This is a genomic window from Desulfosudis oleivorans Hxd3, from assembly GCF_000018405.1.
In the GTDB taxonomy this organism is placed as follows: domain Bacteria; phylum Desulfobacterota; class Desulfobacteria; order Desulfobacterales; family Desulfosudaceae; genus Desulfosudis; species Desulfosudis oleivorans.
In genome coordinates, this window is record NC_009943.1 from 3,662,515 (window position 1) to 3,681,341 (window position 18,827).

The 18,827-nt window shown below is 57.1% G+C and carries 16 protein-coding genes; 12 read left to right on the forward strand and 4 right to left on the reverse strand.

What is annotated here, in order from left to right; genetic code table 11:
• Positions 1-30: 30 nt before the first annotated feature.
• The 3 genes from DOLE_RS15740 to DOLE_RS15750 form a co-directional block, all read right to left on the reverse strand.
• On the reverse strand, positions 31-315 hold the full coding sequence (locus tag DOLE_RS15740) for a hypothetical protein (protein WP_041280640.1): 285 nt from the start codon (positions 313-315) through the stop codon (positions 31-33).
• Between the two features lie 240 nt (positions 316-555).
• Positions 556-2,145, reverse strand: a complete 1,590-nt coding sequence (locus DOLE_RS15745; RefSeq protein WP_012176472.1) for a B12-binding domain-containing radical SAM protein — start codon at positions 2,143-2,145, stop codon at positions 556-558.
• 231 nt (positions 2,146-2,376) lie between these two features.
• On the reverse strand, positions 2,377-4,140 hold the full coding sequence (locus DOLE_RS15750) for a formate--tetrahydrofolate ligase (protein ID WP_012176473.1): 1,764 nt from the start codon (positions 4,138-4,140) through the stop codon (positions 2,377-2,379).
• Positions 4,141-4,683: 543 nt separating this feature from the next.
• Between DOLE_RS15750 and selA the strand changes: the two genes are divergently transcribed.
• From selA to DOLE_RS15790, 8 genes are all read left to right on the forward strand, one after another.
• Entirely contained in the window at positions 4,684-6,159 is a 1,476-nt protein-coding gene (selA, locus tag DOLE_RS15755; RefSeq protein WP_012176474.1) for an L-seryl-tRNA(Sec) selenium transferase, read from the forward strand.
• Positions 6,160-6,497: 338 nt separating this feature from the next.
• Complete coding sequence (locus DOLE_RS15760) at positions 6,498-6,728, forward strand: FmdB family zinc ribbon protein (protein ID WP_012176475.1); 231 nt, start codon at positions 6,498-6,500, stop codon at positions 6,726-6,728.
• A gap of 172 nt (positions 6,729-6,900) precedes the next feature.
• The gene (gene cobA, locus DOLE_RS15765; protein ID WP_153304462.1) at positions 6,901-8,427 is read left to right on the forward strand and encodes a uroporphyrinogen-III C-methyltransferase; all 1,527 of its coding nucleotides are present in this window, start codon (positions 6,901-6,903) and stop codon (positions 8,425-8,427) included.
• Between the two features lie 22 nt (positions 8,428-8,449).
• Positions 8,450-10,585: an acetate--CoA ligase alpha subunit gene (gene acs, locus DOLE_RS15770; protein WP_012176477.1), complete on the forward strand. Its 2,136-nt coding sequence runs from the start codon at positions 8,450-8,452 to the stop codon at positions 10,583-10,585.
• Positions 10,582-11,190 (forward strand): 4'-phosphopantetheinyl transferase family protein, encoded by a 609-nt coding sequence (locus DOLE_RS15775; RefSeq protein WP_012176478.1) that lies wholly within the window; start codon positions 10,582-10,584, stop codon positions 11,188-11,190. Before acs ends, DOLE_RS15775 begins: the two co-directional genes overlap by 4 nt.
• A gap of 477 nt (positions 11,191-11,667) precedes the next feature.
• Positions 11,668-11,868, forward strand: coding sequence for a cold-shock protein (locus tag DOLE_RS15780; protein ID WP_012176479.1), 201 nt, complete (start codon positions 11,668-11,670; stop codon positions 11,866-11,868).
• A gap of 106 nt (positions 11,869-11,974) precedes the next feature.
• Positions 11,975-13,363, forward strand: a complete 1,389-nt coding sequence (locus DOLE_RS15785) for a TIGR01777 family oxidoreductase (protein WP_012176480.1) — start codon at positions 11,975-11,977, stop codon at positions 13,361-13,363.
• Between the two features lies 1 nt (position 13,364).
• Positions 13,365-14,471: a hypothetical protein gene (locus DOLE_RS15790; RefSeq protein ID WP_012176481.1), complete on the forward strand. Its 1,107-nt coding sequence runs from the start codon at positions 13,365-13,367 to the stop codon at positions 14,469-14,471.
• A 328-nt stretch (positions 14,472-14,799) separates the two neighbouring features.
• Here the strand turns inward: DOLE_RS15790 and DOLE_RS15795 are convergent, their stop codons facing one another.
• On the reverse strand, positions 14,800-16,230 hold the full coding sequence (locus tag DOLE_RS15795; protein WP_332306751.1) for a sigma-54 interaction domain-containing protein: 1,431 nt from the start codon (positions 16,228-16,230) through the stop codon (positions 14,800-14,802).
• Between the two features lie 397 nt (positions 16,231-16,627).
• Here DOLE_RS15795 and DOLE_RS15800 point away from each other — a divergent pair, with 397 nt between their 5' ends.
• The 4 genes from DOLE_RS15800 (at position 16,628) to DOLE_RS15810 (ending at position 18,786) form a co-directional block, all read left to right on the forward strand.
• A complete protein-coding gene (locus tag DOLE_RS15800; RefSeq protein ID WP_012176483.1) occupies positions 16,628-16,942 on the forward strand; it encodes a DUF4242 domain-containing protein in 315 nt (104 codons plus the stop codon).
• A 70-nt stretch (positions 16,943-17,012) separates the two neighbouring features.
• Positions 17,013-17,330, forward strand: coding sequence for a thioredoxin (gene trxA / locus DOLE_RS15805; protein WP_012176484.1), 318 nt, complete (start codon positions 17,013-17,015; stop codon positions 17,328-17,330).
• A gap of 103 nt (positions 17,331-17,433) precedes the next feature.
• Positions 17,434-17,568: a hypothetical protein gene (locus DOLE_RS18700; protein WP_269719150.1), complete on the forward strand. Its 135-nt coding sequence runs from the start codon at positions 17,434-17,436 to the stop codon at positions 17,566-17,568.
• Positions 17,569-17,580: 12 nt separating this feature from the next.
• The gene (locus DOLE_RS15810; protein ID WP_012176485.1) at positions 17,581-18,786 is read left to right on the forward strand and encodes an FAD-dependent oxidoreductase; all 1,206 of its coding nucleotides are present in this window, start codon (positions 17,581-17,583) and stop codon (positions 18,784-18,786) included.
• Positions 18,787-18,827: the final 41 nt, after the last annotated feature.

The following is an 18,827-nucleotide window of genomic DNA, read 5'->3' on the forward strand; positions in this document are numbered from 1 at the left end:
CTGCCGATTCCCTGTAAATGTCAAACACTCTCAAACCGGCAGGGGGTGGCCGTTGAGAAAAATCCGCAATACGCCGTTGCCATCCGCTGCCAGTACCACGTTAGCTTCCCTGCCCCCGGCCAGTTCCGGATAAGCGGCCCGAAGCGCGGCAAAATCCCATGTTTCCAGGGCCTGTTGCAGCAGCTCCAGTTGCTGTTCCATCATGGGGTCCGGGCTGGTTCCCGGCTTCAGACAGGTCGACAGCAGCCGGTTGTAGACCCGCTTTGTTTCGGTCTGAATACAGTGTTTTGAAAGGTCTAAGGGAATGCGTACCATCTGGTCCACTCTTGATCTGGTTGCGGTGATTACCAAAGACCCTCGGCCTCTGCCCCGTTGTAGCGCAGCCGAAACGAAAATGATTTTTCGGAAAAAGCGAAAATGCTGTTTGAGTACCGCGAAAGCGGGCGAGTTCATTTTCGCGCCGAAAAATTATTTGAGTGAGGGAAGCCGAAGGCCAAGCTACCGGGGCGATTCTTTTGGTACTTTTCTTTTAAAGAAAAGTACGCGGGGGAAGACTCAAAGATAGTCCTTCCAGCCCCAGGTGACGCGGCCGTTTTCAACGGCGCATGCCAGGCTGCCCTTATCCATGGCCCATTTCAGTGCCTGGGTTACCCTGGCGACGCCATAGTCGGTATCGTCGCACACCCGGCCGGCCAGGTCCGTCAGCAGGGCGTCGGTATCGGCACCGGCACTCTCCACGGACCAGGTCCCTTTTGTCTCCAGGGAGGACTTCATCATCAGGTCATAGTTGATCACGGTGTTTTCCAGGCTGATGAGCTGCCAGGCCTCCTCCTCGGTGGCGATGTTTTCATCCATCTTTCTTTTCACATCGCCCAGGTATTCGTCAAATTCGTCCTTCCATTGACCGGCCACACGGTCCATCATGGCCGCGTTCGCCTTTTCGGTTTCCACAATGGCTTTATTGGCATGATAGTCCCGCCAGTCATCGGTCAGAATGCGAATGCCGAGCTCGGCGGCCCGGTCCCGAATTTCGGTGCCGGGAAACGGGGCCAGCAGGTGAAATCCGTAGGAGGCGCCCATGGCCTTGATCTTTTCACCAAAGGTACGGGTCTCTTCAATGGTGTCCGGCGTTTCACCGGGCAGACCCAGGATGAATGACACATGGGGCAGCACCCCGGCATCGGCGCAGGCCTTTACCGCGGCCTCCACCTGCTCCAGGGTAATCCCTTTTTTAATGGTTTTCAGAATCTCCGGGTTGGCGGTCTCCACGCCGAAGCTCACGGCCACGCACCCGGCCTCTCTCATTTTTTTGAGCAGATCGTAACTGACCAGGTCCACCCGGGCAAAGGAGGACCACTGAATGTTCATGCCCCGCCTCAGTATCTCGTCACACACGCCGAAGCAGTGGGGCCGGCTTGCGGTAAACAGATCATCGGCAATGTTAACCTGGGAAAAACTCAGGCTTTTGAGGTATTCCATCTCATCTACCACCGACACCGGGTCCCGGTACCGCACCTTTGCGCCCACCATTTTCCGGCCCACGCAGAAGATACATTTAAAAGGACAGCCCCGGCTGGTGGTCATGCTCACCGGCATGTTCAGGGCTCTGTACCGGCCCAGGGGCACCAGGTGACGGGCCGGCAGGGGCAGGGCCTTTACGTCAACGGCATATTCCCGCACCGGCGTGGAACAAATGCCGGTTTTATCCCTGTAGACGATGCCGTCAATGGTCTCCCACCGCCGGTCGCCGGCCAATTCTTCGGCGATGCGTACCACGGTGTCATCGCCCTCACCCACCACCACCATGTCCAGCTCGGGCAGGGCGTCAAGGGTCTCGCGGGCGCACATGGAAACATGGGGCCCGCCCATGACGATGAGCAGTTTGGGGGCGACAGCCCGAAGGTCCCGCACGATTTCGGCGGCATGATCAAAGGTCATGGTGACCGCGGTAATGCCCACAAAATCGGGGGCAAAGGTTTTCACGGTCTCTTCGATTGCCGCCCGGCTGTAGGGAAACACGACAAAATCGACAAGCAGCACCTCCTCTCCGGCCCGCTCCAGCTCGGCTGCCAGGTAGGCCAGGCCCAGGGGCGGAGATGGGGTTTCGGAGATGGGATAAAACGGATTGATCAACAGGCATTTCATGGCTTTTTCAACTCTCTTTTGCCCCAGACGGGTTAAACATGGCAGGGCAGCGATACCTTCGTTTATCCAAATCGCAATTGCTCTCGGGATCGGGATCGAATCGACGTGCTTCCGTACTCCCCAAAAATTTTTTTCTTGTCCTGTTTTTCTGCGCACTTTTCTCTGGCGCGAAAAAAAGCAGGGTCCGGGAAACCCGGACCCTGCTGGTTTGCATCGGAAGGGATCAACCGCCTAGAACAGGCCGGAGACCTTGCCGGTGGCCGGGTCAACGTCGATGCGACGGAAAGCCGGGTTGGAACCGGTACCCGGCATCAGGCTGATGGTGCCTGCGCAGGGGCACAGGAACTTGGCGCCCGAGTAAATCAGCACGTCGCGGATGGGCAGCCGCCACCCCTTGGGCACACCCTTCTTGACCGGGTCGTGGGTGAGGGAGAGGTGGGTCTTGACCATCATGGTGGCAAAGTCGGCGTACTTGGGATCGTTCTCCAGCATTTCGGCCTTGGCCGTGGCTTCCGGAGACCAATCAACGCCGTCGGCGCCGTACACTTCCCTGGCGATCTTATCAACACGGTCGCGCAGTTTCATCTCCAGCGGATACAGGAAGTCAAAGTCATTGCCTTCTTCACAGGCATCAATAACGGCATCGGCAAATTCCAAAGCGCCTTCGCCGCCTTTTTCCCAGTGCTTGGACTCGGCGCAGCGGGCGCCGGCCGCCTCGGCCGCTTTCTTAACGATAGCGACTTCAGCATCGGTGTCGGTGTAGAAGCGGTTGACACAGACCACCGGGTTAATGCCGGATTTACGGATCACGCCGATCATGTGGACCATGTTCTCGACACCCTTTTCCACCAGGGCCAGATTCTCCTTGGTGTAGGCGTCGTCCAGGGCCTTGCCGGCCACGACCTTGGGGCCGCCGCCGTGCATCTTCAGTGCGCGGATGGTTGCGGTCAGAACCGACACATGGGGCTTGAGGCCGGAGAAACGGCACTTGACGTTCCAGAATTTTTCAAAACCGATGTCAGCGGCAAACCCGGACTCCGTGACATGGTAGTCCCACAGCTTGAGGCCCACGCGGTCGGCAATGATGGAGCTCTGGCCCACGGCGATGTTGGCAAAGGGACCCGCATGCACCAGGCAGGGCTGGTACTCGGCGGTGCTCATGAGGGTGGGGTTGATGGTGTTGCGCATGAAGGCGGCCATGGCGTTGCCCACTTCCAGGTCACGGCAGGTGACCGGTTTGCCGGACTTGTCAAAGGCCACGGTGATGTTGTTGATGCGCTCCTTCAGGTCGGCCAGGTCGGTGGCCACGGCCAGGATGGCCATGAGCTCGGAGCCCACGGCAATGCCGAACTTGGACTGCATGGTGTAGCCGTCGGTGCGGCCGCCGAGGCCGATGACGATGTTGCGCAGGGCCTGGGCACAGAAGTCAATGATCCAGCCCATCTCAACGCGGGTGGGATCGATGTCCAGGCGGCGCATGCCGGTGAGGCGCTGAAGCTGCTCGTCGTTGTAATTGCGCTCGTGCTGCATGCGGGCGGTCATGGCCACCATGCCCAGGTTGTGGGCGTTCATGATGTCGTTGATGTCGCCGGTCAGTCCCAGGGAGAACTCGGTCATGGGAATCAGCAGGGAGTTGCCGCCGCCGGCCGCCGTGCCCTTGACGTTCATGGTGGGGCCGCCGGAGGGCTGGCGCAGAGCACCGCCCACACTTTTGCCCCGGGCGCCCAGGCCTTCCATCAGGCCCAGGGAGGTGGTGCTTTTGCCCTCTCCCAGCGGGGTCGGGGTGATGGCAGTCACCTCAATGTACTTGCCGTCGGGTTTGGCTTCCAGCCGTTTGATGATCTTCAGAAAGTCCAGCTTGGACAGCCGGCCCATGGCCAGCATCTCTTCCTTTTCAAGTCCCAGCTTCTCACACCACTCTTCGGGCATGGGCATGTTCTTTTCCGCTTCCTCGGAAATCTGCCAGTCGGCCATTTTTGTTGCATCGTAAGCCATAGTTCCTCCTTCGTTACCTTTTTCCATTCAATCCATGTTGTTTAAAAAGCTGTGTCCTTCCGCCTGTTTATAAAAACTTTGCACTTGATACCATCGAAACCCGAATCCAGCCTGACCTGTCTGGAATAAAAATAAATTGTGACCCTATCATCCAATTTTAATGAAAGCAAGATGTAACAAACTTTTTTTGGGCTTTGCCCCCCTGTGTTCCGACATGGTAAGCCAGTGCCCAGCACTCTTTTGTGAGGGCATAAAAACCGTTTCCAATCCGTAAAATGCTAATTTTTTTCAAAAAACTATAAAAAATAAGGTCTTACATTGGGGTGTGCCGTTGTACATCGCAAAAAGAAGCCCGCGGTTTAACGCAGAGATCGCAAAAAAAGGCTGTTTATGGATGGAAACACGCCAGCTCCAGGCCATGGGGCGACGGGCCTGGCCACCTTCTGAAACTCTTTTCTTTTTCATCGTTTATGATAGGATGACCCATTATTAAATAAACTGAAAACCGTGGAATCTTCCTAATAAGAGGCAGCCGTATCATCCATGAAGCAGAATGACCATCAGGACCCCCCGCAGGACAAGGACCGGCAGCGCCAGCTGCGACTGCTGCCCGGCGTGGACCGGCTTGTGGAACAACTGACCGGAGCAGCCGGGCTTGAGACCGTTCCTGTGTCGGTACTCACCGATGCGGCCCGGTCAACCGTGGCCGGCCTGCGGCAGGCCATTCTTTCGGCAAAAAAAGGGCTTGCCGAAACCGAGCTGGCCATCGACGCCGTTGTGATGCGGGCCGCTCAGGCGGCCCGGACCGCCATGGCGCCCAATTTAAAACCGGTGATCAATGCCACGGGCGTGGTGATTCACACCAACCTGGGCCGGTCCCCGCTGTCCAGAGAGGCCATCGACCACCTGGTGGCTGTGGCCTCGGGTTATTCCAACCTTGAATTTGACCTTTCAAAAGGCGAGCGGGGCATTCGGTACGCCGCCATCGAAGACCTGCTGTGCCGACTGACCGGGGCACCGGCCGCCATGGCGGTAAACAACAATGCCGGGGCCGTGCTGCTGGCCGTGGAGACCTTTGCCAGGGACCGGGAGGTGATTGTCTCCCGGGGCGAGCTGGTGGAGATCGGCGGGTCGTTTCGCATTCCCGACGTGATTCGAAAAAGCGGCGCCATCTTAAAAGAGGTGGGCACCACCAACCGGACCCACCTGAAAGATTACGAGAATGCCGTTTCGGAAAAAACCGGCCTGCTGCTCAAGGTCCACACCAGCAACTACGGCATGGTTGGATTTACCGCCGAAGTCGACCTTGCGGGCCTGGTGGAGCTGGGCCGGCACCGCAACATTCCGGTGATGCACGACCTGGGCAGCGGCACCCTGATCGATTTTAAGGAGTTCGGCTTTCCCCACGAGCCCACGGTGCCCGAGATTGTTGCCACCGGCGCGGACGTGGTCACCTTCAGCGGAGACAAGCTGCTGGGCGGGCCCCAGGCCGGCATGATCGTGGGCAAAAATGAGGCCGTGGCCGCCATACGCGCCAATCCGATTACCCGTGCCCTGCGCATCGACAAGCTGACCCTGGCGGCCCTTGAAATGACGCTGCGGGCCTACCGGGACAAACCCGCGGCCATCAGAAACATACCCACCCTGCGCATGCTGACCGAGCCGTTGGCGGTGGTGGAACAGAAGGCCGCGGCCCTGGCCGATGAACTGAAAAACCTGGATGGTACCCGCCTGGCCGTTGAGCAGGTACCCCTGGTGTCAAAGGCCGGGGGCGGCTCCCTGCCGTTTCTTGAAATTCCCAGCAGCGGCGTGGCGGTGTCCGTGGAGGGGATTTCAGCCAACCGGCTGGAAAACCTCTTGCGCGCCGGGAATCCGCCCCTGATCGGCCGGATCGAGCAGGACCGGTTTATCATGGACCTGCGCACCGTTGCGCAATCCGAAATTTCTGTTATAAAGGAAATTTTTGCCGCCCTGGCAGCGGCGGCAAACGGCTCCGATGGCCATACAAAGGATTGCTGAAAAGCCTTGAGAATGTATTTTCTTTGTCCGTTCAGGGTGTACGGTAACCGGGCATAAAGCTGATTCCGCCCGTTGCAGCGCAGCCGAACGCAAACGATTTTTTCGGAAACAGCGGGCAGGCTGTTTGAGCCCCGCCGCAGGCGGGCGAGTTCCTGCCCGCGCCGAAAAAAGCGTTTGCGCGAGGGAAGCCGAAGGCCAAGCTGCAGGGCATGTTTCTTTTGGTACTTTTCTTTGCGCCAAAGAAAAGTACACAGATAAAGGAAAGAAAGAGAATAATTTTTTAAAAATTCATCGTACATTAAATTCGATTTCGCTTTGGATAAAAAGGAAAAGGACAGATGCCGATTTACGAGTATCAGTGCGACGCCTGCGGAAAGTGTTTTGAAACCCTTGTGATGGGCGGAAAAGCGCCCAAAACCTGCGAGATCTGCGGCGCGAAAAAAATTCACCGGGTGATGTCGGCCTGCGGGTTTCAGACAAAAGACAGGTCCGGCCTGGTGACCAAAAGCGCGGCCGGCAGCTCGGCCTGCGCGGGATGCACCTCTTCTTCCTGCGCAAGCTGCAAATGATCATGCCGCCGGCCGGGACGCCCGGCCGGCCGAGAACCTGGGGCAACCGGTTGCAAAGCGGGTTCTGGAAAACGCTTGAAAGTAAGATTCAAGCTCTTGAGTGGGGCGAAACCCCCGTTTTAAGAGACCCCATTTAGACACATTAACAGAACAGGACAGGATGGCGCATAGCATGAAAGGAAAAGTTTACCTGGTGGGGGCGGGCCCCGGTGATCCGGCACTGATAACCCTTCGCGGACTCGAGTGCATTCGCATGGCCGATGTGGTGGTCTACGACTACCTGGCCGCCGACCAGCTCCTGCACCACCGGTCGGAAAACGCCGAAGTCATCTACGTGGGAAAAAAAGGCGGGGACCATACCCTTTCCCAGAACAAGATCAACGATCTGATAGTGGAGAAGGCGGAACAGGGGCTGGTGGTGACCCGGCTCAAGGGCGGGGACCCCTTTATATTCGGTCGCGGCGGTGAAGAGGCGGAAATCCTGGCCGCCCGCAACATTCCCTTTGAAATCGTGCCCGGCGTGACCTCGGCCATCGCGGCCCCGGCCTATGCCGGTATTCCCCTGACCCACCGGGAGCATACCACGTCGGTTTCCTTTATCACCGGCCATGAAGATCCCACCAAGGAACAGTCCACCATTCACTGGCAGGCCCTGGCCGAGACCGGCGGCACCCTGGTGTTCCTGATGGGGGTAAAGAACCTCTCTTTTATCGTGGACCGGTTGATGGAACACGGCCGGCCGGGAACCACACCCGCGGCCCTGGTACGATGGGGCACCACGCCCATGCAGCAGACCGTGACCGGCACCCTTGACACCATCGTGGACAGGGTAAAGGCCGCCGGGCTTCAGGCCCCGTGCATCATTGTCATCGGCGGGGTGGTGAACCTGAGAGAGACCATTGCCTGGTTTGAAGCCTCCCGGCCCCTTCTGGGAAAGACCATTGTGGTGACCCGAGCCCGGGCCCAGGCCAGTGATTTTATCGCGGCGCTTTCGCGCCTGGGCGCGGCCTGTATTGAGTGTCCCACCATTCGAGTGGCCCCGCCCGACGATACCGCACCTCTGGACACGGCCATCGACAACCTGGCCGCCTATGACTGGCTGGTCTTTACCAGCGTCAACGGGGTGGACCGTTTCTTTGCCCGGCTGTTTGAAAAAGGTGGAGATGTGCGACGCCTGGGGCATCTTAAAACCGCGGTCATCGGACCGGCCACGGAACAGCGGCTTCTGGATTTCGGCGTAAAAAGCGATATCGTGCCGGAAAGCTTTCGGGCCGAATCGGTGGTGGAGGCATTTACCCGGCAGGACGTGAAAGGCAAAAGCGTACTGCTGCCCAGGGCCGCCGAGGCCCGGCCCATTCTTCCCGAAGAACTGACGAAGATGGGGGCACGGGTGGACGAGGTGGCAGCCTATGTGACACGGCAGGACGATTCCGCGGCCAAAACCCTTACAGAAGCTCTGGAGAGCGGGGCCGTCGACATGGTCACCTTTACCAGCTCCTCTACGGTTAAAAACTTCAAGGCCCTGCTGCCAAAGGACAAGTCCACGGCAGACCGGCTGATAAAGAATGTGGCGGTGGCTTCCATCGGCCCCATCACCACGGAAACCGCGAAAGACGAGGGCTTTGCGGTTCATGTCACCGCGGACGCTTATACGATAGAAGGCCTGACCCGGGCCATCATCGACTATTTTAAGGCATAACCCCATTTTGCAGGAGAAGACCATGAACCAACTGGATGCCATTTTTTCCCCCAAGTCCGTGGCCGTGCTGGGGGCATCCACCACCCCGGGCAAGGTGGGGCACGATCTGTTTGAAAACATCCTGCGGGGCCGGTTCAACGGCACCCTTTACCCCGTCAATCCCAAAGCCGATTCCATTCTCTGCGTCAAGGCCTACCCCAGCCTGCTGGAGGTGCCGGACGCGGTGGACCTGGCCATGATCATCCTGCCGCCCAAAGCCACACTGGCCGCCATCCACGACTGCATCGAAAAAAAGGTAAAAGGCGTAGTGATCGTTTCCGCGGGTTTCCGTGAAGTGGGCGGGGAAGGCAAGCAGATCGAAGAGAGTGTGGCCGCCCTGTGCCGGAAGGCGGGCATCCGGGTGGTGGGGCCCAACTGCCTGGGTGTGATCAATCCCAACAGCAAGGTGCGGCTGAACGCCAGCTTTTCCCGCCGCATGCCGAGCCAGGGCAACATCTCTTTTATCTCCCAGAGCGGGGCGCTCTGCACCGCGGTGCTGGACTTTGCCTCGGACATGGGGGTGGGTTTTTCAAAATTCATCTCCACGGGCAACAAAGCAGACGTGGATGAACTGGACCTTCTGACCTACCTTCACAAGGACCCGGCCACCGATGTAATCATGATGTATATCGAGGAGCTCAAGCGTGGCGGCCAGGAGTTTGTCGACGCGGTGCGTAAAATCACTTCCTGCAAAAACCCCACCCCCATTCTGGCCATCAAGTCGGGCCGGACCGGGGCCGGGGCCGCGGCCGCCTCCTCCCACACCGGATCCATTGCCGGTTCCGAGGGTGTGTATGACGCCATCTTCGCTGAAACCGGCATCATCCGGGTCGATTCTGTCAATGAGCTCTTCGATTATGCCGGGGCCTTTGCCACCAAAAAATTTCCCATGGGCAAACGCATCGCCATTGTCACCAATGCCGGGGGTCCGGGCATTGTGGCCACGGACATGACCGAGGTCAGCGGCCTGGAACTGGCCCGGTTTTCTCCGGAAACCATTGAATCCCTGGCCAGCCACCTGCCGCCCACGGCCAATATTCACAACCCGGTGGACGTGATCGGCGACGCTGACCCGGAGCGATACCAGGCGGCCTTGGACGCGGTGATCCGGGACGAAAACACCGACAGTGCCCTGGTGATTCTGACCCCCCAGTCCATGACCAACGCCATCAAGGTGGCCCGGGTAATTTCAAAAATCGCCCGGCGTACCCCCAAGCCGGTGGTATGCGCCTTCATGGGCGTGATCGACGTATCCGAGGGGGTGCGCCACCTGCAGGAAAACCACATTCCGGTCTACCGGTTTCCGGAAAACGCGGCCAAGGCCATTGCCGCCCTTTACCGGTCCGAGCAGTGGGTTCATCGCCAGTACCTGGCCCAGTTTACCTTTTCGCACGACAAGAAACGGGCCAGACAGATCTTTGAGACCTGCCGACAAGAGGGCCAGACCTATCTCGGTGAACTGGAAGGCAACGAAGTGCTGTCCTGCTACGGCTTTTCCGTGCTGCCCACAAAACTGGCCGAAACCCCGGAACAGGCCGTGGCCATTGCAAAGGAGATGGGATATCCGGTGGTCATGAAAATTGTCTCGCCCCAGATCATTCACAAGTCTGAAGCCGACGGCGTCAGGGTCGGGCTGAAAACAGACAAAGAAGTGAACGCCGCCTTTGACGAAATCGTGGCCGGGGCCCGGGCCTACAACCCGAAGGCCCATATCCGCGGTGTACTGGTCCAGAAATTCTCGCCGGCCGGCCAGGAGGTGATCCTGGGCGTTAACCGCTATCCCGGGTTCGGCCACCTGCTCATGTTCGGCCTGGGCGGCATTTTTGTTGAGCTGTTCAAGGACGTGGTGTTCCGCCTGGCCCCCATCGGCCGGAACAACGCGGTGCGCATGATCAAAAGCATCCGGTCGTTTCCCATGCTCGACGGTTTTCGGGGAAAGCCCAAAAGCGACATTGCCGTGCTTCAGAAACTTCTGGTCTGCCTGTCCGACATGGTGATGGACAACCCGGAAATCGTGGAGCTGGACATCAACCCCCTGATCGTCCATGACCAGGGCAAGGGGGCCACAGTGGCCGATGTACGCATTATTATTGATCCACCGGATACATGCAAAAAATGAGCACGCTGTATCCCGTCATCTGTCCGGTATCCGAGACGTTTAAATCCCTGCCCCTTGGCCGGCGACCGGCGGCCCTGAGCCGAATGGCAAAAAATGCGGTGACCCTGTCCGCTGAAAAAATCGGCCTGCCGGTGCCTGTGACCTTCCAAAAAAACGACCGCGGTGCGCCTGTGGCTGAAAAGGGGGTGTGGTGGTCTGCCTCTCACAAGCCCGATTACGTGGCCGGCGTGGTGTCAACATTCCCCATCGGCATTGATGTGGAAAAGATTCTGCCCCGCTCCGAATCCCTGATTGCCAAGGCCGTATCCCCGGCGGAAGCCGCCCTGTTTTCCCGGGACCGGTGGACTATTTTTTTCCGGTGCTGGACCGCCAAGGAGGCGGCCTTGAAAAGCAGGGGTGTCGGCATTGCCGATCTTTCCCGCTGCCGGGTAGTGTCTGTTGTTAATGACACCCGGCTCGTGGTTCGCTTCAACGGGGCCAACCTGTCTGTCGAACAGTTTTTTTTTGACCACCATGTGGCATCGGTGACACGTCCGGATCAATGCGTGGTTGCGTGGACCGTGAGCGATTGCGAGGCCATGGCGAACCGGTCTTCCACCCTGTAACCCGAATATTTCATGAAGTTTTCCCGAACTTATAAATTTTAATCAAGCTACAGTATGTTGTGATTGATTTTGGACATTTTTTGAAAATACAAACTGCCATGACCGACGTGAGGCACTTTATTCCAATTTTATGTCGAAAACTTTCACCCTTCGGGCGAGTCGCCTTGATCCCGCCATCGGCGGGACTGTGTTGCGGGACATTCGCGGTAGATTGACTACAGCTTCATGCCCCGCGCCTTGCATCTGCGGTCAAATCAACTCGTGAAATATCCGGGGTAAATCTTTTTTTATTTTTTTTTCAAAACGCAACGAATTTGCTTGTTTTTATGTTTAATCCGGTTTATGGTAACCAACAATCAATGGGTTTCATCATTAGGCGATGGAACCGGTTCGGTCTGAAGGAAGTACCCGTTTGTCACAAAGGTATCCTCCAGTACACGACGTTGAGAATCATAAAAACAGTAAGGAGGAAGTTTCATGGCAGACGGAATTGTTAAATGGTTTAACGACAGCAAGGGCTTTGGTTTCATCGAGCAGGACAACGGACCGGATGTGTTCGTACATCACTCAGCGATCAACGCCTCGGGTTTCAAAACCCTCAACGAGGGTGACCGCGTCACGTTTGATATCGTGGACGGCAAAAAAGGCCCGGCTGCGGCAAACGTAACCGTCGTGTAACCCTATCGGGAAGCACTTTTAAAAGGCACCTTCCGACGTCATTGCGACGGGAGGTGCCTTTTTTTATTTTCATTTTACGTTGCGTCTGTTTAATAAAAGGACCGCCATGATCACCGACACCTTCACACGGCAGTCGATCATTGATGCCGACGCGCGCACTCTGTTTTTATGGCATGCCCGGCCTGGCGCCATTGAACGGCTCAGCCCGCCCTGGGACCCCCTGGAGGTGATCTTTCGCACCGGCGGCATTACTGTCGGCGCCCGGGTGGTACTGAAGATGTTTGCCGGCCCGGTGCCCTACCGGTGGCACGCCCGGCATACCGTGTATGAAGAAAACCAAAAATTCGTGGACGAGCAGGTCAAAGGGCCCATGGCCTTCTGGCGTCACACCCACGCCTTTGAGCCGGCCGGAGAAAACCAATGCCGGCTCATCGACACCATTGATTATCGCCTGCCGCTTTATCCCCTTACCCGTTTTCCCGGCAAGCTCCTGGTGGAGAACAAACTTGCCCGCATCTTTGCCTGGCGTCACCGGATCACCGCCTTTGACATGGCCCTGCACCGGCGGTTTAACAAAAAGGGGCCCATGACCGTGCTGATCTCCGGGGCCAGCGGAGTCCTGGCATCAGCCCTGATCCCCCTGCTCACCACCGGTGGCCACAGGGTGGTCAGGCTGGTGCGCCGCAAACCGTCGGCCGAAAACGAGGTGTTCTGGAACCCGGCCGACAATGTCATTGACACTGATGCCTTGAAAAACCATACCATTGACGCGGTGATTCACCTGGCCGGCGAGCATGTGGGCACCGGACGGTGGACGGACGCCAAGAAAAAAACCATTATCGACAGCCGGCAGCAGGGCACCCGTCTTCTGGCCGAAACTGCGGCCCGGCTCTCCCCCAGGCCCGGGGTTTTTCTCTGCGCCTCGGCCACCGGATTTTACGGTGAACGGGGAGAGGCCGTGCTGACGGAAAATGACGGGCCGGGAAACGATTTTCTGGCAAAGGTGTGCAAAATATGGGAAGCCTCGGTCCAGCCGGCAACGGACGCCGGCATTCGCACCGTTCGCATGCGCATCGGTGTGGTGCTTACACCAAAAGGCGGGGCCCTGCAGCGGCTGCTTCTGCCCTTTCAGCTCGGCATGGGTGGCCGCCTGGGAAACGGCCGCCAGTATTTAAGCTGGATCGGTATTGATGACGCCATCGGCGCCATCTTTTACCTGCTGATGAATGAGACGGTCAGCGGGCCGGTCAACGTGGTATCCCCTTCCCCGGTCACCAACGCCGAATTTACCCGGACCCTGGCAACGGTGCTTTGCCGTCCGGCCTTGATGCCGGTGCCGGCAACGGCCATTGACCTTGCCTTTGGCGAAATGGGTACCACCGTGCTGCTCACCAGCACCCGGGTGGCGCCGTCAAAACTGACAGAATCCGGCTACTGTTTCGGCTGGCCCGATCTTGAAAGCGCACTGCGCCACATTCTGGGAAAGACACGTTAAGATGAGCATCCGGTTAAAATGGTTCTTCTTTGTTCTCATGCTTGCGGCCCTGGCCTTCGGCTTTCTTCACCTGTTTGCCGATGCCGGCCCCTATACCTTTGAACGGCTCCACGTGTTTCTGTTCAACCTCTGCGCCGGCGGATCGGTGATTCTCTTCTTTTCCGAACAGCCGCGGCGCTTTTCTCCACGGGTTTGTCTGTTTATGGCACTGGCCATGGCCTACGCGGTGTTTGCCTTTTTAATGATCTACATACCGGCCGTTGTTCTCTCCCTGGTGCTGGCCCTGATCGTGGAAAGCGTGCGCGTTCAGCGCTTTTCCCTTTTTCCCTGGGGGTTTTTCAAAAAAACAGAGCCGGTGGACCAGAAATTTCACCAGGCGGCCCTGCTATGCCTCTCCCTGGGACTGGCCATTTCCGCGGCCGTGATTGTGAACAACGAATATCTGAAACTTGTCTCCTTTGCCAAGCTCCAGCTGGATGTCTTTTTCCTGGGGTTTTCCTTTCCGGTCTCCCTGATCACCCTGTCGTTGATCTTTTCCTTTATGACCGGGCCTGAAACCACCGGCCTGCGTATGCTCAAGGAAATCGGTTTCTGGGCCGTCAACCTGGGGGTGATCATCTTCTTTCTGTTTATTATTTTTGAAAACCTGCCCAGCCAGGTAGGGGTCACCCTTATCCTTTTCGGGGCCGTGGCCATGATCACCGTGCTCTATTACCGGCTGGGAAAAGTGGCCCAGCAGAAGCATTTTCTGACGTCGGGCATGGGATTTCTCCTGGTCACCGCCATCACCGGCATCGCCTACATCTTTGCCGAGCTGGGCTCAGGCTACACCAGTGAAAAATACCACTGGCTGCTGAAACTCCACGCCTTTGCCTCCCTGTACGGCTGGAACCTTTGCGGCCTGGCCGTGATTTTCCGCTACGACGATTTTCCCATCGCCCTTCACTCCCGTCCCCTGATCGTGTTTCACTGGATCACGGCCCTGGTACTTGCGCCCCTGGGCATCTATTTTCCCCTATTCTCCCTTATGGCCCTGGTCTGCTATGCCGTGCTGCTTTACGCCATCCTCTTTGCCGCCCGGGCGCCCTCGCCCTTGGGCGGACAATAAAAAAACCGGCCCGCGATTGAGCGAGATCGCGGGCCGGCCAAAACAGAAGGTAATCATGGAGGTATGAATGGCATTACCCTCGCCCAAAGGTTCAGCAAGATGCATGCCGAGCTATCGCCTGCCTGCCAGTATCCGGCCACACCGGCAGAAATCAAACGGCCCCTTTCCCTCTTTTTAAAAAATATATTTAATTCAATAAATTAAATTTAAAACCATCGGCATTCAATAAAATTGACCACACGGCCTTTCGAGCCAGGACCGGACCAGTACATAGAGAACAACCGGCAATGCGTTAACCGTAACGTTACCCTATATCCGGACCGGCAACTCATTTTTCAGGCGGCTGAAGGGGAATATTCCACTTTTTCATCTGTTTCCAGATGGCGGTGCGACTCACGCCGGCCCTTCTGGCAACTTCGGCCTTGTTCCAGTTGCAGGCAGCCAGCAGCTCCAGCAGGGAGTGGCGGGTCAGGGGACGGGGAGGCGAGACAACGGAAAGCAATCCGGCGTCCCCATGACCGGCATAATAATCGGCCTTGCGAATCTCCACCGGCAGATCAAAAGGCGAGATAGTCCCATTTTCCGAGCACAGCACAAAGGCGTGCTCAATGGCGTTTTCCAATTCCCGCACATTGCCCGGCCAGTTGTAATCCATCAGCAGGCGCATGGTGTTGGCTGTCACGCCCGCAATGTTCTTGGCGGTTTTGCGGTTCTCCATCGTGATGAAGTGCTCAACCAGCAGGGGAATGTCTTCCCTGCGATCCTTCAGCGGCGGCACCTGGACGGGAAAAACCTTGAGCCGGTAATAAAGGTCCTGCCTGAATTCGCCGCTGTTGACAAGGGCCAGCAGGTTTTTATTGGTGGCGGTAAGAATGCGAATGTCCACGAACCGTTTCTGGGACTCGCCCACCCGCTCCACGGTTCTTTCCTGAAGCACCCGCAGCAGCTTGACCTGGATGAAAGGGCTAATTTCACCGATTTCGTCGAGGAACACGGTACCGCCGTCAGCCTCTTCAAAACGGCCTTTTCTGTCCCGATGGGCCCCGGTGAACGATCCCCTGGCATGGCCGAAAAGCTCGCTCTCCAGCAGGGATTCGGACAGGGCGCTGCAGTTCACCGTGATCATCGGTCCCTGGGAACGGGCGCTGTTGTGATGAATGGCGCCGGCCACCAGCTCCTTGCCGGTGCCGCTCTCCCCCTGGATCAAAACCGTGGCATCGCTGGCCGCGGCCGCCTCCACCGCGGCAAAGACCCTGTTCATGGCGTTGCTTTTGCCGATGATGTTGTCCAGCCGGTGAATCTCTCCCAGCTTGCGGCCAGCCTCGGCCAGCTGCTGACGGGCCTCTTGCAGTTCGGTAAGATCGGAAACCGTCTCGACAACACCGATCACCTCGCCGGTGTCGTCGGTAACCACCCGCGCGCTTTTCATCACCGGCACATGGCGGCCGTCTTTGTGCCGCAGCCGGCACTCTTTTGAGTTGACCCGGCCGTGCTTGAAAATGCCGCATTCGCTCATGCCGGCCGGGCAGGTTTTGCCAAAGCACTCGGTAAATTTCAAAAGCGAGCAATTTTGGCCCAAAGCCTCGCCGGCCGGATATCCGCTGATTTTTTCCATGGCCGGATTCCACGAAAGAATGCGGCCATTTTTATCCAAAGCAAAAACCCCTTCCGCCATGGCGTCAAACAGCATCACGGCAAACTCAGGAGTAATGGATGTGCGGTTGCTGGTATTGATGCCCATCGAACCCGGACCTTTCATGAAATTTTTCGACATTGGTTAATTTTTATATAAGACACAGTGTGTTGAAATTGTTTTCAGGCGTTTTTTGAAAATACAAACTGTCATAAACGATTTGAGGCCAAATCAACTCGTGAAATATCCGGGCTAAGCGTTAACCTTTAACACAAAGTAACGTTACCATTAACAGTTTACAGTGCTTTTTTCTGGAGTCAACAGAGAATTTAAAAAGGATACGGCGGGTGCCTGGTTGGATGAAATTATTTAACTGCTTCAAATTACTTTTAATTTAATTTTAAAAGGCCGGCTAAAAGTATTTTGGCACAAAACTTGTTTTAGAACAGGTAACGGCTGTGGACAGGTATTTGGTGATAATGCCGTTTTCAAGCAAGCACCACGAAACAAAAGGAGGCTGCAAATGGCAAAAGCAACAAAATTCATGGTTGTCCACAACGACCCCGGCGTAACGTGTGAAGCGGTTCAGGCCAACTGGCGAAAGCTGGCCAACCACGAATCCGCCAGCTGGATCCGAACCTACTACAATCAGGCAAAGGGTCTGCGCTACTGTGTATGGATGGCCCAAAGCGAAAAGGAGCTGAAAAAGATCTTTACCGAGATCGGAATCGGCTGGGAATCGATTACCCCGGTGATGGAGGTCTCTCCCGACCTGTGGGGAGAAAAATGGACGCAACACCTGGCCCAGGAGCAGGTAGCCGCCACCCTGGGCAACTGACCGGACACTCGGGCCGGTCAACCACCGGCCCGGGTTTTGACAATTCAATTCTCAACGGAAGACCCATGATATGGCCACGATCAAAATTGCCAACCGGCACCAGTTTCAAGAGGCGATTCAACAGGGCGTTGCCCTGATCGATTTTAACGCGGCCTGGTGTGCCCCCTGCCGGGCCCAGGCACCGATTATTGAAAAGATCGCGGCGGAACTTCAGGGGAAAGCCCTTGTTGCCGAGGCCAACGTGGATGACAACATCGACTCGGCAAAAGAATATGGCATTCAGAGTATTCCCACCCTTATTCTTTTCAAGGACGGAAAAGAGATTCAACGGTTTGTGGGCCTTCAACCCGAGGCCCTGCTGACACAGACGATTCTGCAGACACTCTGATACAGACCAGGCTGAATGTATCGGTTCATATAATGCCGGCGGCCCTGCTGACAGGATCGCCGATCAGTTTAGACATATTAAAAACATTAAAGAAAGGAACACCATGAAAAAAGGAGAAAAGCTGGTTATTGTAGGATGCAGCGGCTCCGGCGGGCCGGCCGCCATGCTGTCGAAAAAACTGATGCCGGAAATTGACATCACCGTGATCCGCAAGGAGCCGTTTTTCATTGTTCGCTGAGCGCTTCCTCACGTGGTGGCCGGTCTGGCCGCCGATACATCCATTGTGGTGCCGGATAAAAAACTGGAAGACGCCGGCATAAAAGTGCTCCAGGACGAAGTGGTCCAGGTGGATGCCGCCGGCAAAACGGTGACCCTGGCCGGGGGAAACACAGTCCCCTACGACAAGCTCTACCTGGCCACCGGGTCCCGGTCCTTTGTGCCGCCCATTGAAGGCAAAGACCTGGAAGGGGTGATGACCCTGCGGGGCATTGAGGACGCAAGACGCATCCGGACATTCCTGACGGAAAAAACACCTCGCCACATTGTTTTTGTGGGTGCGGGGTTTATCAGCATGGAGACCGCCACCCTGCTGGCCGAGCACATGCCAGGACAGTTTGATATCTCCGTTGTGGAGCTCATCGACCGGCCCCTGCCCCTGATGCTGGATAAAGACATGGCAGACATGGTCACGGCCTACCTCACGGAAAAAGGGCTAAACCTGCTCACCGGCGAAAAGGTGGAAAAGCTGGCAGGTGAAAACGGAAAGGTCACGGGCGTGGCCCTGGCATCGGGAAAAACCCTGGACGCGGACATGGTATTCATCAATGTCGGTGTAAGGCCAAACATCGAGCTGGCCCAGGCCGTCGGCCTGGAAATGGGCCGGTTCGGCATCAAGGTCAACCCGTTTCAGGAGACGTCAAACCCCGATATTCTGGCCGGCGGAGACTGCGTTGAAAAAATCAACTTCATCACCAAAGCCCCCTGCCCCGGCCAGCTTCGGGGACCGGCGGTGATGCAGGGCCGGGTGGCGGCTAAACGCCTGGCCGGTCTGGATGTGCCCTTTCCCGGTGTGGTGGATGCCGGGGGATGCAAGATGTTTGACATGACCATCACCGCCACCGGTCTGTCTGAGTCGGCCGCGGCCCGTGAAGGAATCGAAACCGTCTGCGCCTCGGTGGATTCCCGAAGCAAGCATGCCATGATTCCAGGGGCAAAGGAGAGCCGCATCAAGCTGGTGTTTGAGAAAAAGACAAAAAAACTCATCGGCGGTCAGATCGTCAGTCACGACATTGCCCCGGCCCGGGCCATTGACACGGTCACGGCCTTTATTCTGGGAGGTAAAACCGTTGCCGACCTGACCACTTTTACCTCGGCCTGCAACCCGGACATCTCCTCCGAGCCCAGCGCTGAATTTATAACCGTGGCGGCCGAGCAGGCCCTTCAGAAACTGCGGTAAAACCAACCGAACCAGCGTCACCCGGCCTTTTCCGGCCGGGT

What these genes read in the sequence shown, in the direction of transcription:
- DOLE_RS15785 (WP_012176480.1), top strand. Translation starts at nt 11,975, where the DNA reads ATGATCACCGACACCTTCACACGGCAGTCGATCATTGATGCCGACGCG.
- trxA (WP_012176484.1), top strand. Translation starts at nt 17,013, where the DNA reads ATGGCCACGATCAAAATTGCCAACCGGCACCAGTTTCAAGAGGCGATT.
- acs (WP_012176477.1), top strand. Translation starts at nt 8,450, where the DNA reads ATGAACCAACTGGATGCCATTTTTTCCCCCAAGTCCGTGGCCGTGCTG.
- DOLE_RS15800 (WP_012176483.1), top strand. Translation starts at nt 16,628, where the DNA reads ATGGCAAAAGCAACAAAATTCATGGTTGTCCACAACGACCCCGGCGTA.
- DOLE_RS15780 (WP_012176479.1), top strand. Translation starts at nt 11,668, where the DNA reads ATGGCAGACGGAATTGTTAAATGGTTTAACGACAGCAAGGGCTTTGGT.
- DOLE_RS15790 (WP_012176481.1), top strand. Translation starts at nt 13,365, where the DNA reads ATGAGCATCCGGTTAAAATGGTTCTTCTTTGTTCTCATGCTTGCGGCC.
- DOLE_RS15745 (WP_012176472.1), bottom strand. Translation starts at nt 2,145, where the DNA reads ATGAAATGCCTGTTGATCAATCCGTTTTATCCCATCTCCGAAACCCCA.
- DOLE_RS15795 (WP_332306751.1), bottom strand. Translation starts at nt 16,230, where the DNA reads ATGAAAGGTCCGGGTTCGATGGGCATCAATACCAGCAACCGCACATCC.
- cobA (WP_153304462.1), top strand. Translation starts at nt 6,901, where the DNA reads ATGAAAGGAAAAGTTTACCTGGTGGGGGCGGGCCCCGGTGATCCGGCA.
- DOLE_RS18700 (WP_269719150.1), top strand. Translation starts at nt 17,434, where the DNA reads ATGAAAAAAGGAGAAAAGCTGGTTATTGTAGGATGCAGCGGCTCCGGC.
- DOLE_RS15775 (WP_012176478.1), top strand. Translation starts at nt 10,582, where the DNA reads ATGAGCACGCTGTATCCCGTCATCTGTCCGGTATCCGAGACGTTTAAA.
- DOLE_RS15760 (WP_012176475.1), top strand. Translation starts at nt 6,498, where the DNA reads ATGCCGATTTACGAGTATCAGTGCGACGCCTGCGGAAAGTGTTTTGAA.
- DOLE_RS15750 (WP_012176473.1), bottom strand. Translation starts at nt 4,140, where the DNA reads ATGGCTTACGATGCAACAAAAATGGCCGACTGGCAGATTTCCGAGGAA.
- DOLE_RS15740 (WP_041280640.1), bottom strand. Translation starts at nt 315, where the DNA reads ATGGTACGCATTCCCTTAGACCTTTCAAAACACTGTATTCAGACCGAA.
- selA (WP_012176474.1), top strand. Translation starts at nt 4,684, where the DNA reads ATGAAGCAGAATGACCATCAGGACCCCCCGCAGGACAAGGACCGGCAG.